Genomic DNA, 15,664 nt, shown 5'->3' with positions numbered 1-15,664 from the left:
TACTTTTACTAGCTATATATTTTCTTTGCCACTTTACCAATACTTAATCCTTGAGCAAGAATCGATACCAATACAACAACGTAAGTTATGTACAATATTATTTCTGCGGAAAGGTCTTCTGACAAACTAAGTGCCAACGCTATAGATATACCGCCGCGTAAGCCTCCCCAAGTTAAAATAGCTACGGTTTTTATAGGTTTACTTTCTTCATGTTTAAGTAAGCTATAAGGCAATAATACAGATATAAATCGAGCTAAAAGCACCACGAATACAGACAAGACACCTAAAGTAAGGTATAAAGAATCAAATTTTAGCAGGTGTATCGACAACCCTATTAGAACGAACAGAATAGCATTAAATACATCATCTAGAACTTCCCAAATTTCATTCAGCATCTTTCGGGTTATTCCTTTATTTGAAGCAATATTAATTTTATTTCCAATGACCATACCCGAAACTACCATAGCCAACGGTCCGGATACATGAAGTAACGAAGCTATTGCATAACCACCTATGACAATGGCTAAACTTATTAAAACCGCTAATTGCGGATTTTCATTAATAGATTTAATAACTCTATATCCTATATAACCTAAAATCAAACCGTAGACAATTCCACCAACGGCTTCCATTAAAAATAGCTCGCCAATTGCACTACTTACGGATTCATTGCTATTTTCATCTAATCGTGCTACAATTAACAAACCAGAAAACACTACAACACCAATACCATCATTAAACAAAGATTCACCTTCAATTTTTACTCCCAAACTTTTCTGAATATTTGCCTTTTTCAAAATTGACATTACCGCAATAGGGTCAGTAGGTGAAATTAATGCTCCAAAAAGCAAAGCATGTATTAACGGTAATTCTATACTTAAAGATTGAGCAAGATAATAGGTTAAAAAACCGACTATTGTAGTAGAAATAAGTACTCCGAATGTTGCAAACAATAGTATGGATTTCCGCTCTTTTTTTAGGTCATCTATATTAACATGTAAAGATCCAGCAAAAAGCAAGAAACTCAACATACCGTCCATTAACAGACTTCTAAAATCTGTATTGATTACCACATCGCAGAAGTAAAGATAAAATGCAGGAAATATATTTTGAGTCAATGTAATTAAAATGACCGTTGACAAAGCTAAAATCATTAACCCAATGGTTGATGGCAACTTTAACCACTTATAGTTGACGTAACTAAAAAAGGCGGCAATTAAGAATATGATACTAAATGATTGAAACATGTTTTCTTATTTAAATCAAACTAGCGTCAGTGATTATTTCCAGTAATGCCGGACCATCATGTGCTTTTAGTTTTTCTAAAGCAGGTATTAATTCTTCTATTTTGGTAACTCTAATACCAAGTGCCCCACAATTCTCTGCATATTTTGAAAAATTAGCATTGTGTAAAGAAGTTTTCCAAACATCCAATTCAGCTGCTTTTTGCTCCTTTGAAATTTTACCGATTTCCGAGTTGTTTAAAAGCACATGCTTAATGTTCATATTGTATTTCACCAAAGTCATCATCTCACCTAAATACTGACCAAAGCCACCATCACCTGAGACCGACCAAATAGGTCTTTCTTTACCTTGAGCAGCCCAAGCGCCCATTGCCGCAGGCAATGCAAAACCTATAGAACCCAAGTAACCCGACATTAATACAGATTGATTTTTAGGTTCAAAATAACGACCAAAAGAATAGGTGTTGTTACCAACATCTACGGCAATAACCGCATTGTCTGGTACTACTTTGTTCATTGCATCAAATACTGCAATTGAACTTAGACTAACTGTACTTTCATCTTGCAGCCTACTTGCTTTTTCCTCCTGCCATATCTCCCATCGTTTAGCAATTTCTGGACGTCTATCTACCGTATTTATTTTTCCTTCGGTTTGTTCTTCTATAATGGTCAAGGTTTCAGAAATCTCTCCCCATAGCGCAGCATCAACTTTATGAAATTTACTTAAAGCTGCTGGGTCATAATCTACCTGTATAATAGGTTTTTTAGGCGTAATACCTGTATGATTAGAAAACGATGCTCCAAAAACAATCAATAAATCACTCTCGTTCATAAACCATGAAGCTATGGGCGTTCCGCTTCTACCAAGTACTCCACAACCTAATTCATGATGGTCAGAAATTTGTCCTTTTCCTTTAAAGGTGGTGATTACCGGACAGTTTAATTTTTCTGCAAATGCGATTATAGCATTCATTTGAAAACGAGCGCCATGTCCTACGATTATTGCAGGTCGTTCAGATTTTGTAATCATACCCACTGCTTTCGCTACCATTTGTCTTGGTGGTGAAATATTAAAAGGTGTAATTCTATCTTCTGGAGTCTGTGCCTTTTCGTTATCTGGCTTTGGCATAAAGGCAACCTCATCTGGGAAAGTAATATGAGATACATCTCTATTTATTAATGCGCTTTTAATTGCCAAGCTCATTAATTCACTATGCTTAGAGTTTTGTTGTACACTATGGTTAAAATTGGCTACGGTTTGAAAAGCACCTACCAAATCTACTTCTTGAAAAGCACCTGTTCCCAGTACTTGTGTATTTACCTGACCAGAAAGTGCCAACATTGGTGAACGGTCTACTTTAGCATCCCACATACCGGTAAACATATTGGTAGAACCCGGACCTGCAATACCAAAGCAAACTGCGGGTTTCCCCATTAATTTACCATAAGCAGATGCCGCAAATGCTGCAGCTCCTTCATGACGTATTCCGATAAATTTGAAATTTCCTTTTTCTTCTTGACGCATCATGGCATCGGCAACCCCTAGGTTTGAGTGACCAACCATGCCAAAACCAGTATCAACACCCCAGTTCACCATAGTCTCTATCATCACATCAGAAATCGTTTCTGCGTGTTTCTCTTCCTCTTCAATACCCACAAAAATTTCATCGCCCTCTTCCTTTGTTGGAAAAGTTTCAATACCATCATCATAACCACCTGGAGGCACACCGGTACATGGGTCAAAATCCCAACCGTGCCACGGGCAACGTAACAAGCCGTTTTCAATAGAACCTTCCCCTAGAGGACCACCTTGGTGCGGACACTTATTATCTAAAGCCGAAAATTTGCCTTTAAAATGTGTTAAGCAAATACCTTTATGAGCAGCAGTAACGGTCATTACACGACCTTCTGCCAATCTCTTTTTATTATCTAACACTTTATGCCACACTACTTTCTTTTCCATGGGTCGGTTTTTTTCTGGTTATTTAATTCTTATCAATTGGTATTCTTTAAAATCAGGCATTTGAATATTGAAATGCTCATAAACCGATTTTGGAATTCCCAAATCAGCCATATACACTTCTACTCCGCTTAGTAATTTTTCTAAAAGAATTTTAGGAGCTGCCAATGTCATTACCTGGTCTGCTTTAAACCCTGATAATTCACCATCTTTAGAAATACCAACGGGAATGTCCAATGATATTCTAAATGCCGTTGATGCGTTTGCTAATGCAATACTTTTTACAAATGCATCTGACAACGGTAATCTTTGAGAGAATCCTAAATAGGCATCTACCCAAATATCCGTTGTTTCTGGAATACCTTCTTTAGCTCCAAACAACAACGCTCTTTCTAATTGTGCTTTTGGCAGGTCTTTGGTAATAGGAACTACCAAATCTAAATTCACATTAAACCCCCAAGCAGCAAGTCTGCGAGCAGCTACTAAACCGCCGCCGCCATTGTTTCCATTACCAACGCCAATAGTGATAACAGAGGTCTCATTTGCCTTTTTGGCGATTAATCTTGCTAGTTGAAGCCCCGCATTTTCCATCATCAATTCAATGGACAGATTGAATTTTTCAACAGCCCAATAATCCATCACTTTAAAGGCTTCTAATGAAAGACTGGTCACCTGCATATTTACTTTTTATAGGTATTGATAGCTTCCGTGAAAAACTTTACCACTTGTTCTTTGTCAATTTTTGTAGCTGATAAAACCGCTCCTTTAAATCCGTCGTTTTTCCATTCACCTAATGAAAGAGAATCAAACTTAGAAGTATCTAAACCGCTATGCCCTTTGTATCCGCTGATATAAAAATAGTGTTCATTGATCATCGTATCAGGTACAGCTAAACCAAAGCCTATAGACAAATCATCAGATATAATAACATAAGCACCTGAATCAAAATGATGGGGCCAAATACGAATGTCCGATTCCAAACCATTTATCTCAAGTGTCTTTTCTAGACCTGACTGCGTCAAACTTCTCAAATCGGCAAGTTCCTTTAATTTAGATGCATCTAATACAAAGGTGAAAGAATCATCAATTGAATACGGTAGGTCGTAATGAAAATCATAGGTATATGTCTTACCCAAAAAAGTATCCGCAGAATTCGTTAACCACTCCAATACCTGCTGATGGGTTTTACCATCTAAAGCAAAGGAAGCATTGTTCTTAGGGGAATTCCACTCTAACGAAAAGGTATTATAGTTTAAAGCAAGAACGTCCCCATCTGTTGATAACGGGTGTGTTTCTAAACGTTGTTTATCAGTTGACCAGCCAAGATTGGTATGACTATCATCTGCCTTCTTCTCTACAAAACTTATTCCTGCAGCAGCTAAATACTGTGCCGCTAAATGCATCATTTTATCCATCTTATATTGTTTTTAAGCGTTAACACCGCCGTAATTAATTCCTGTTAAACGATGCATGTCATGATTAAAAGTAGATAGGTCATCAAAATTGAATTTTGAAATATCATCATGCCCACAAGCTCTTGCTATAACCTTGATAAGGTTATTTGTAGCATCAAAATAGTTATGTAATTGTTTTGCCGAAGATTCTATTATCAATCTACTGCGTAATGATTCTTTTTGGGTTGCAATACCCACAGGGCAGTTGTTACTACCGCAAGCACGCATACCCAAACAGCCAATTGCCTGTAAAGCCGAATTAGATACGGCAATAGCATCTGCACCTAACATAAGGGCTTTACCAAAATCTTCAGCTACTCGTAAACCTCCGGTAATAACCAAGGTTACATCTGTGGCACCTACTTTATCTAAATATTTTCTTGCTCTGGCCAAAGCAGGAATTGTAGGTACATTGATATTATCTCTTAATATGGTTGGTGCAGAACCTGTTCCCCCACCTCTACCATCTAAAATGATATAATCGACACCCACATCTAATGCAAATTGAATATCTTTTTCTATATGACTTGCTGCAATTTTGAATCCAATCGGTATACCACCTGTACGCTCTCTTACCTGAGCTGCGAAAGATTTGAAGTCATCTACACCATGAAAATCTGGGAAAGTGGCTGGTGAAATTGCCGTCTCACCTTCTTTTAAACCTCTTACCTCAGCAATTTCCTTACTTACTTTAGCACCTGGTAAATGACCACCCGTACCTGTTTTTGCTCCTTGTCCGCCTTTAAAATGAAATGCCTGTACATTATCTAACTTATCCCAAGTAAAGCCGAATTTTGCCGAAGCTAATTCGTAAAAATACTTGCTATTATTTTCTTGCTCTTGAGGCAACATACCACCTTCTCCTGAACAAATACCCGTACCTGCCAGTTCTGCACCTTTAGACAACGCTATTTTTGCTTCGCGTGACAAAGCACCAAAACTCATATCACTCACAAACAGGGGAATATCTAAATGTAAAGGCTTTTTAGCCTTTGGTCCTATAACCACCTTTGTAGCCACCTCATCTTCATCTAGCAACGGTCTACTTGCCAATTGGGCAGGCAAAAATTGAATATCGCTCCATTTTGGTAACGTATTTCTATCTACACCCATGGAAGCCGAAAAACCGTGATGCCCTAAATTTTTAAGTCCGTTGGTAGCTAATTCTTTTATATACCCGGTGTATGGTTCTGTCTCTTCAGGGTGTGTATCTGCGTAAGCGCCCAAATAAGCATCTCTATTAAAAGGTTGCGGACTGTCCACTAAATAAGCATCTATCTCTTCTTCATCTACAAAAAGACCACCACCCTCTATTTTAGTAGTAAACTTATGTAATACCTCAGCGTTATTGTATTCTGAAACTCCGGTATCTACTCTATAATCCCAACCGTGAACACCACAAATAAGGTTATGACCATCTACATGACCGTCTGACATTAATGCTCCTCTATGCAGACATCTACCATACAATACAGAAATATCATCATCAAATTTTACGATTACTAAATCCAAACCATTGACTAATGCGTGTTCTGGTTTTTTGTTTTCTAAAGTGTCTACTTGGGCAATTGCAATTGGTTTTTTCATTGGTAGTAATTTTTTAATTAAAAAGAAAAGCCTAGTGCGAAGACAACACGCCCACCATCTAAACTATTAAAATATCCTATGTTAGCCGTAAAAGCTTCAGCTCCTATAAGCCAAGCTGATGCACCTACTGAATTATGCCATTTATTTGAAGTGTCATCTTCAACCCAAACCCTACCATAATCGAAACTACCGGTAAGTCCGAATCTAAAAGGTACAAGGCTGGTTCTTAACCCTCCTAAAGGAAACCTTAAATCTGTATTCTGATAAAAAGATTGTTTTCCAGTAAATCTTTCATTTCTAAATCCTCTTAAGCTCTTGATACCGCCAATAGTTGCTGCATGGTAAAATTCAAAATCATCACCGATCAATGCTTCACCTGCAATCTTGGTTGCAAAAACGATACTACCGCTTTTAGTTAATTTGTGATCTATGATCAATTGTGGTTGTATGTACGCAAAACTATTATCTGCTTCGGTATTATCTATATTCGTTTTATAACCTATGGTCAGCCCTGCATCTAGCCCCAAGGTAGGAAAAGCGGCACTATTTTTATTTTTGAAATTATAAGCAGTTTCTACACCTGCATAGGTTTGCCTATCAAAAATTGTATTAGTCTGTGGTAGTTGTGCTACAAAGCGATCGGCTGTATTATCAACCTCAAAAGATTCTATTAAAGGTTTAAAATAGAAAGAACCTCCGTTAATACCTTCCCATTGTAATGACACTGCTGCTTTAAATTTACTAATTCTAATTCTATTAAAATCTAAATCCACCTCATCAGCGTCATAAAGCGTTTCATTACCAAAGCCAAAGAAATTTTCTGAAAAACTAGGACTCGTATACAAACCTTCTAAACCAAAATTCCAGTTATGAAAAATATTCGAAAACTCCCCTTTATACGACAAATCAAAACCTGATGTACTGGTATAATATGCAGCATTAATACTATGCTTATATGTAAATGGATTACGTTGTAAACTATATGAAGTATGATTACTAATCACTCCTAATTTCACTCCGTCATCTGGGTTGAATGCTATTATAGGTAACAACTGATTAAAATTATATTTTACTTTTTTATGATCGTAATTATTTAATTCATAATCATTTACCAACCATTTTTTAGATCTTTTATTTACAATGGTATTCTCCTTATCCTTGTAATCATAAAGTTTTACCTTTCGCGTGTTTTTAAAGTCGTATGTATCATTTTTCTTTCCACCTACTATTTTAATTTTTATAGGATGGTCTCCCTCACCTTCTACCGTGAACGTATCTTTTCCATCCAAGCCAAATAGCCAAATTTCTTTGGTAATGTCATTCGAAAATGTATGATTTAAAAGACCTAAATCTTTACGGTCTATTTTTACCGTAGTCTTACCATCTGCTAATCTAGTTATGGTAAAATCATCTGCTTTCTGTGTTCCTGTAACAACTTGAAACTTGTTCAAATAGAGATAATATGTTTTTGTTATTTTTTTAAGATTATCTCTTCTACCTTTTAATTTCTGTTTAATATCATCTATGATCGGTCCTTTTATCTCATCAGGGATTGCTTCAAAAGCATTTTCAATATCAGCATCTGATAACTGGCTTTGAATATGATTGGTTTGCTTTTCCCACTCTTCCCAACCAGAAGCATGAATAAAAGTTAAATCTAAATGATAAGGAGATGATGCAAACCATTTTACACTTCTTAGATCTTCATCATAAGTTTGCATTTTACGTAGCCCTGGTATTACTCTGGTTAGAAAACTGATTAAAGTACCGTCGTACTTTGAAAATGCTTGGTCACGGTCTCTTGGTATCGGACTACAATACTCCGTTCCGTCTTCATTCTTATAAAGCGCCCAACGCCATTGGTCTTCATGTCTGTCCCAATCTCCCAAAAGCATATCGAATATTCTTGCTCTTATATAAGAAGACTCATCTACTACCGATTTACCCGATCTGTTTATTTCTTGTAAAACATCTGCAGTACTTAATATTTTTAACGGTTTTCCAAAACTTTCAGCTTCTACTTGAGTATCGCCTACATGCTCTTCAATCATGTACAATTCATCACCAAACTCATCATTATAAATACCTAATGTTTCTTGTTTAGGAATGTAGTATAAAATAGGATTGGTATGATTGACACCAACTGCATTAGATAACCCATCTACAACGAAAGGAGTATATGGATTTGAAGTCGTATAAAAATCGGCTAAAAATTTATCTACGGTTGTACCATCTAAAACATCTCCAATATAAGTTTCTTGAAAAGCATTCGCTTGTAAAAACTTTATGGTACTCTTTTTTAAGGCACGCATAACATACTGCTTACCTTCATTATCTTCTAACCTAAGTGATTTTGATTGTTGTCCTCCTCCTCGCTTTAACGGGGTTAAACCTCCCATTAAAGTATCTAAGAAAACTACTGGTGCATTCACCTCCTTACCATAAAAGTCCCGGTAATGCTCTCCCCATAGTGCTTTGTAAAATCCACTTTTTGTAGCTGCTTCTTTCGTATAAATAGCCGCTGATTTTTTAGCTCCTAGATTTTTATCGAAGTTGTAAACCTGTAAATTTTCAGTTTCGCTTTTTAGTACAGTAGTCTTAAAAACTTCATTAAAAGAACCATTTTCTAAAGCATAGTAATTTGCCTTTACACTACCGTCAGTTGTAATATCTAGGCGAACATAACCTTTTTTAGCGATAGAAAAATCACCATCATTACCTTTCTTTACTGCCTCCGTTTCACCTGCTGCTCCACTAATAATCTGAGGCACACTACTATTTATGTATTGTAGATTTTTACCTTGACCGGATAAGAAAATTACGTTTTCTGCGCCTCTAGCAATAGTTTTTAACCTATTTCTAAGCCTACGGTATTGTTGGTTTTGAAAATCTTCTGTTTTAAATCCGCCTATATTATCAAAAAAACCTTGTTTCGAATTTGTTCTGATAGGGTGATATAAAGCAACAAATACGATTTTACCTTGTGCTTTTTTAATTCGATTTTCAAATTCCAAAAAGAATAAGGTTCTATTCTGAATTTCTGAATCTTCATTGATATAAACATGATCGTCCCAATCTTCCAAAAACCATTGAGAATCTACCGTAATCAATTCTACGTTTTCTCCTAAATCTTGATGCTTAATAGGTTCTGCATCATCAGGATAAAATTTAGCTTTACTGTTTTTCTGAATATATTTCTCAATATCAGAAACGCCCTTATAGCCATTTGCCCACTCTTTACTACCAGGTATAAAAATGACATCATTACCTAGATTTGACATAACTGACAACTGCTTATCAATAGATTTTTCTATTTCGGTGGTAGGGGCGGCGTTCCCTAGCAGTAATACAGTGGGTTTTGCAACTAATTTGGATTCTTTCGAAATGGCTAATAGGACTTCGGTATCTGTTGTGTTCCATGTGTTACCAGTAACAAAAATGGATTGCTCTATTTCCTGAGAAAAAACAGTAGTTGTGAATAGAGCTAAAAAGAATATTAGCAAAAAATGGGAGAACTTTTTCATTATATTTGGTTTGTTTGGTACGTGTTTAAATGACTTAAGAATCACTTTTTGAATACGATATAGATTTTGAATCATAATCAATGATATTATCCTTTCGCATTGTGCTTAATACATTATTTACTGTCTGCCTAGAAGTATTGGTCAAGTTGGCTATGTCTTTATGAGAGAGTAGGTTCTTTGCCACTACCCTATCATTTTCTATTTCACCAAACTCTTCTATAAAAGCTTTTATAAATTCAGAGATTCTCGTTTTACTGTCCTTATATAAAAGGTCTTGTAGTCTTGTTTCTAATTTTCTGATACGAAGACCATATATTTTTAACAAGGCATTGTTTAGAGACTTATGTTGTTCCATCAAATCTTCCATCATATCAGATTCGATATAACAAATTACTACATCTTCTAGAGCTAAGGCGACTTCTTTAGAAGAGCGGTTTTTATCATAAATGGATAGTTCACCAAAAATATTTCCCTTTTTAACAACATACTTAACTACGTCGTTATCGGAGTCCATAATTTTAACGGAACCACTTTTTAGAAAGAAAATGCATTTTCTATCCCTTTCCCCTATCTTAATGATGCTGCCTTTATTTACATACTCCATTTCTAAATGATCACAGAGCTTCATCATAGTAGGCATCCCTAATTTTTTAAAAAGACTAAATCCTTCTAAAAACCAATATTTAGTAATTGCTTTCAAAATTTAATTTTAACAAAAACCAATATTACTGATTATCAATAGTATGTAGAAGCTCTAAATTTAACAGAGTTACTTCACACGACAGTCGAGTAAATTTAAGGGAGTTATAAATGGGAAAAAGCGACGTAATTGATAATCCCCCAAATCTTTTTAAAATTGGTCGGTTTTAACCATTTGTCGTATAAATGTTTGGTAGCTATCAATTTAGACAACTATTTACAGGAAGAATACCTAAAAAAAAATAATTTGGGACTAATAATTACATGCTTTACTATTTACCGCGTAATCTTCTAAATTGTTTATACGCTTTGTCCACGGCGGCCTTGGGTGCTTTATCGAATTCCTTTTCCGTTACCTTATAAACCTTTTGAATACTATCAAGTTTATCATGCATATCTTCAATTACAGATGAATAGGTTCTATCATCAATTATGTTATTCAGTTCTTTTGGGTCTTTGTACAGGTCATAAAATTCCCAACTATCAATATCATCATAAAAATGCATTAACTTATACCGTGCTGTACGAATGCCATAATGTTTTTTCACCATGTGAAAGGCAGGATAATCATAGTAATGGTAATAAAGCACATCTCTAAAATCTTCAGGATTCATAGAACCATCTAAAAGTCCTTTAAACGATTGTCCTTGCATGGCTCCGCTTTTTCCTTCTACTCCCGCAAAATCGAGAAATGTCTGTGCAAAATCCAAATTTTGAACCATAGCATCTACTTTCGTTTCTGCTGAAATGATGCCTGGCAATTGCATCAATAAAGGGCTCCCAAAAGACTCTTCATACATAAAACGCTTATCGAACCATCCTTTCTCACCCATATAAAAACCTTGGTCTGAAGTATAGACCACTAACGTATTTTTATCCAATCCGGATTCCTCCAAGTAATCCAAAATCTTACCTACACCTTCATCTACAGCGGCTATGGTTGCCATATAATCTTGCATATAGCGCTGGAACTTCCATTTGGCCAAATCCTTACCTTTTAAATTCGCCTGATGAAAGGCATCGTTCTTTGGTAAATATGCTTTGTCCCATGCGTTTCTTTGCTCAGGGGACATTCGTTCAAAATCGGTTGTCCAAGGGTTGTGTGCCAATTCCGTACTTCCGTATTCCTTGCTCATTTTAAGGTCATGACCCTCGTACATATCGTCATATATGGTCTGTAGTTGAGCTTCTGCCGCTTGTTGATTTTCAAACGAAGGAAAATAGGTGTCTGGCAACGGAAACTGCACCGAGTCATATTTGTTCATGTGACGCAATGCCGGCATCCAATTCCGATGCGGAGCTTTGTGATGCACCATCATAAAAAACGGAAGGCTATCGTTTCTTTTGTTTTGCAACCAGTTAAGCGCGTCGTTGGTAATAATATCTGTCGCATAGCCCTGTATTCTAGTCGTATCGCCTTTTTCAATAAAATCCGGATTGTAGTAGTTACCCTGATCTACAATTATTTTGGAATAATCAAATCCTTGAGGCTCCCCGTGCAAATGCCATTTTCCCACAATTGCTGTTTCATAACCTGCTGATTTCAATATTTTGGGTAACGTCACCTGATTACCGTTAAACTGATCTCCGTTCTGTCTGAAACCGTTTATATGACTGTGTTTTCCGGTCAATATTACAGCCCTACTTGGGCCACAGATAGAGTTTGTAACGTAACTGTGCGTAAAAAGCGCCCCGTTCTTTGCCAAACGGTCTATATTCGGTGTCGGAGCCTGTTGTGTTAGCGGATGTCCGTAGGCACTTATAGCCTGAATAGCATGGTCATCGGCCATGATAAAAAGGATGTTGGTTTTTTTATCTGATTTTTCAGGTTCAATGGTCTCCTCTTTACAATTGAGAAATACCAACGAAACAAGTACTAGTAATTTTGAGAAACGAAACATGATAATTAATTTTTGTGGGACATTCTCACGTGACTTTGGATAAGCTTTCCGTTGAGAACATTTTGTAAAATAAATTCGGAAATCAGGTCTACCTGAGCATAGGGCAGATTTGCCCAATCATGACTACCGTTCGGGTCATAAACTAAGGTGCATGATGTATTGAGCACCTTCAACCTTTCAGCAATAGTCCTTGAGCCATCTAACATAAGATAACCAGCTGCGGATGCTATGCAGTGATGGTGTGGCGCAGTTCCAAAAGGTACCAGTTTATCCTTTTTACCATGGAATAGTAAAGTAGGAACGGCATTATTTTTCACTATGTAATCCGCATTTAGGACGGCCCCGGCAAATGAAACTACACCGGCAAATTTTATATCTCCATAAGGCAACTTTTTAAAGTCCGGGTGATACTGTAAAAATGCCGTATTGAGAACAGCTTCGGCCCCGGCACTACTGCCCACTAGAATAATTTTATTTTTATCGAAATTCAACTTAGCAGATTTTCCTATTAAAAACCTAGTGGCTTTCAAAACATCGGCAGAAACGGATTTGAACGTTTCTATTTTTTCGGTGGATGGACAATCGCACCCAAAGGATTTTCCTTTTCGTAAGCTGTAACTCATTGAAGCAACGGCGTAGCCCCTTTTTGCCATAGCTTCTGAAAATCCGCTTTCTAAAAAATTATCTCTCTTCCCTCCGGAAAAACCTCCACCATGGACTAAAATCAATAAAGGGCGATTGGGCACCACCCCTTTTTTAGAAGAATAGTAGTCCAATTTTAAGGTATCGGAATAGGTAAAAGTTTCTTTGCCGATTTTGGCATGAATACTATCTAAATACACCTCTTGTGCTTGCGTAGATTGAAGCCCTAAAACCAATACAATCAATACCTGAAAAAAGTATAAACGCTTTTTCATGCTAGTTCAATTTAAAGGATGTCTTCAATTCCGCTTGCGAATTGGTACCCACGAATATTTCAAAATCACCTGGCTCAGCAACAAACTCAAGTGCTCCGTTATAAAATTTAAGATCATTAGGTTGTAGTGTCAATTTTACAGTCTTGGTTTCTCCTTTTTTCAAGAAAACCTTGGTAAATCCTTTCAACTCTCGCAATGGTGGTGTAATACTCCTTACCACATCTCTAAGGTAGAGCTGTACGATTTCCGCACCATCAAAATCACCTGTATTGGTCACGTCTACCAAAATTTCTACCGCTTCCATCTGTGCGATTTGCGACTTCTGGATCTTCAGGTTTTTATAGCCGAATTCAGTATAGCTCATTCCATAGCCAAATGGAAAAAGAGGGGTGTTGACTACATCTAGATAATTGGACTTGAATTTTTGAAAATTATCAGCTTCAATAGGTCTACCCGTATTCTTCATACTGTGATACACGGGAATCTGACCTACGTTTCGCGGCCATGTTGCCGTTAATTTGCCCGAAGGATTATAATCCCCAAAAACAACATCCGCGATAGCGTTACCGGCTTCGATACCGGCATGCCACACCTGGAGTATACTCGCTGGCAAAGCAAACTCGTCCTCGATGGTCAGAGGTCTTCCGCTCATTAGGACTATGACCATTGGCTTACCAATTTTTGATAGTTCGGTCAACATTCTTTTTTGACTTTCAGGAAGGGATAAATTGGTTCTGCTTGCGGCTTCTCCACTAAATTCACTTGCTTCTCCTACCACAGCAACAATAACATCTGAATTTTCGGCAAGTTTTAACGCTTCGTTCAAAAGCGTTTCCGATGAACGTTCGTCTATTTCAACACGCGTTCCAAATACATTGGCACGCTTTGCCAAATCTGGGTCGTTGGTAATGTTAGCTCCTTTTGCATACTTTATTTTTGCTTTTGGTGCTACATTTTTAAACCCTTCAAAAACAGGAACGGAAAGCTGCGGGTCTCCTGTCGGCGCCCAAGTACCCAACATATTGTTTTTATTGTTCGCAAGAGGTCCAACTAGAGCTATCTTGGCACTTTTCTGTAACGGAAGTACATTCTCATGCTTTTTTAATAATACGAACGATTGCCTTGCTGCTTCTCGGGCAAGCTTGCGGTTCTCTTGGCTTAGAATATCTTTTTCAGGTCTACTTTCATCGGCATAAAGGTAAGGGTCGTTAAAAAGGCCTAAGTTGTATTTGGCCGTCAAGATTCTTCGGCAAGCCTGAGTGATAGATTCCTCGCTTACCTTACCTTCTTCTACAGACTTTTTGAGCGTTGTTAAAAAGCCTTCGCCCACCATGTCCATATCAAGGCCGGCATTTAAGGCAAGTGCCGACACCGTTTGTAAATCACCCAAACCATGAGCTACCATTTCATTTACCGAAGTATAGTCGGAAACTACCATTCCCTCAAAGCCCCATTGTTTCCGCAACAAATCCGTAATCATCCATTTATTCCCGGAAGCCGGTACGCCGTCAATATCATTAAAAGAGGTCATGGCGCTACCTACCCCTGCGTCTACTGCAGCTTTATAAACTGGCAGATATTGGTTGTACATTTTCACTTTTCCCATATCTACGGAATTGTAATCACGCCCACCTTCGGCAGCGCCATAAAGCACTAAATGTTTCACTGTAGCCATCATGGTGTTAGGTTTCTTTAGATTCGTACCTTGGTAGCCCTTTATCATTGCGGTTGCAATGGCGCTTCCTAAAAATGGGTCTTCCCCTGCTCCTTCGGCAATACGCCCCCATCTGGGATCACGAGCGATATCTACCATGGGAGAAAAATTCCAGTTGATTCCGTCCGCAGTGGCTTCCTTGGCTGCCGTCTCCGCCATTTTCTTTATCAGCTCCAAATCCCAACTAGCAGCGGTTCCCAAAGGAATGGGAAAGGTAGTTTTATAGCCGTGAATAATATCCGAACCAATTAACAACGGTATTTTAAGTCGAGAGTTTTCAATAGCTATTTTTTGAGCCTGACGCACCTTCTCTGGTCCTGCGACTCCAAACAAGCCCCCAACCTGACCTGCTTTTATCTTTGCTTCTACATTATTACTCACCACCGAACCTGTGGCAATACCACCACCCGGGGTTAATAAATTGAGCTGCCCTATTTTTTCTTCCAAGGTCATTTTTGAAAGTAGCGCTTCTACTTGATCTATCTTTTCTTGTGCTTTCACGGAAAACAATCCTAAACCAAACAAAAGGATAAAGGATACTAATTTTATTTTTAGAGTATTCATTTTCAACATTTTATCATTTTCATTCACGTTCAATAAAGACCAAAACATCCCTGTGCACCATTCCTTGTAAAGTGGCACCTTTCAATCTTATCCTAACTAA

Annotated in this window: 10 protein-coding genes; all 10 read right to left on the bottom strand. The window is 37.4% G+C overall.

The annotated features are described in order from the left end of the window. Positions 1-8: 8 nt before the first annotated feature. The 10 genes from IWC72_RS14680 to bglX all read right to left on the bottom strand — a co-directional run bounded on the left by IWC72_RS14680 (position 9) and on the right by bglX (position 15,564). Positions 9-1,247 carry a cation:proton antiporter gene (locus IWC72_RS14680; protein WP_194530284.1) on the bottom strand — a complete coding sequence of 413 codons (1,239 nt, stop codon included), beginning with the start codon at positions 1,245-1,247 and terminating at the stop codon, positions 9-11. A 10-nt stretch (positions 1,248-1,257) separates the two neighbouring features. Then, the gene (locus IWC72_RS14675) at positions 1,258-3,207 is read right to left on the bottom strand and encodes a thiamine pyrophosphate-dependent enzyme (RefSeq protein WP_194530283.1); all 1,950 of its coding nucleotides are present in this window, start codon (positions 3,205-3,207) and stop codon (positions 1,258-1,260) included. 18 nt (positions 3,208-3,225) lie between these two features. Next, positions 3,226-3,882, bottom strand: a complete 657-nt coding sequence (locus IWC72_RS14670) for an NAD(P)H-hydrate epimerase (protein ID WP_194530282.1) — start codon at positions 3,880-3,882, stop codon at positions 3,226-3,228. Between the two features lie 2 nt (positions 3,883-3,884). Continuing rightward, positions 3,885-4,619, bottom strand: coding sequence for a hypothetical protein (locus IWC72_RS14665; RefSeq protein ID WP_194530281.1), 735 nt, complete (start codon positions 4,617-4,619; stop codon positions 3,885-3,887). 12 nt (positions 4,620-4,631) lie between these two features. Further along, the gene (locus tag IWC72_RS14660; RefSeq protein ID WP_194530280.1) at positions 4,632-6,245 is read right to left on the bottom strand and encodes a glutamate synthase-related protein; all 1,614 of its coding nucleotides are present in this window, start codon (positions 6,243-6,245) and stop codon (positions 4,632-4,634) included. A gap of 17 nt (positions 6,246-6,262) precedes the next feature. Beyond that, positions 6,263-9,769, bottom strand: a complete 3,507-nt coding sequence (locus tag IWC72_RS14655; protein ID WP_194530279.1) for a metallophosphoesterase family protein — start codon at positions 9,767-9,769, stop codon at positions 6,263-6,265. A gap of 34 nt (positions 9,770-9,803) precedes the next feature. Continuing rightward, entirely contained in the window at positions 9,804-10,469 is a 666-nt protein-coding gene (locus IWC72_RS14650; protein ID WP_194526901.1) for a Crp/Fnr family transcriptional regulator, read from the bottom strand. A gap of 271 nt (positions 10,470-10,740) precedes the next feature. After that, entirely contained in the window at positions 10,741-12,369 is a 1,629-nt protein-coding gene (locus tag IWC72_RS14645) for a sulfatase family protein (RefSeq protein WP_194530278.1), read from the bottom strand. Positions 12,370-12,374: 5 nt separating this feature from the next. After that, complete coding sequence (locus IWC72_RS14640; RefSeq protein WP_194530277.1) at positions 12,375-13,286, bottom strand: alpha/beta hydrolase; 912 nt, start codon at positions 13,284-13,286, stop codon at positions 12,375-12,377. 1 nt (position 13,287) lies between these two features. Then, a complete protein-coding gene (gene bglX / locus IWC72_RS14635; RefSeq protein ID WP_194530276.1) occupies positions 13,288-15,564 on the bottom strand; it encodes a beta-glucosidase BglX in 2,277 nt (758 codons plus the stop codon). Positions 15,565-15,664 lie beyond the last annotated feature (100 nt).

The sequence above is a fragment of the Zobellia roscoffensis genome (assembly GCF_015330165.1).
Taxonomy (GTDB): Bacteria; Bacteroidota; Bacteroidia; order Flavobacteriales; family Flavobacteriaceae; genus Zobellia; species Zobellia roscoffensis.
The sequence above is the reverse complement of the archived record's forward strand: the minus strand, read 5'-3'. Positions and strand labels throughout refer to the sequence as shown.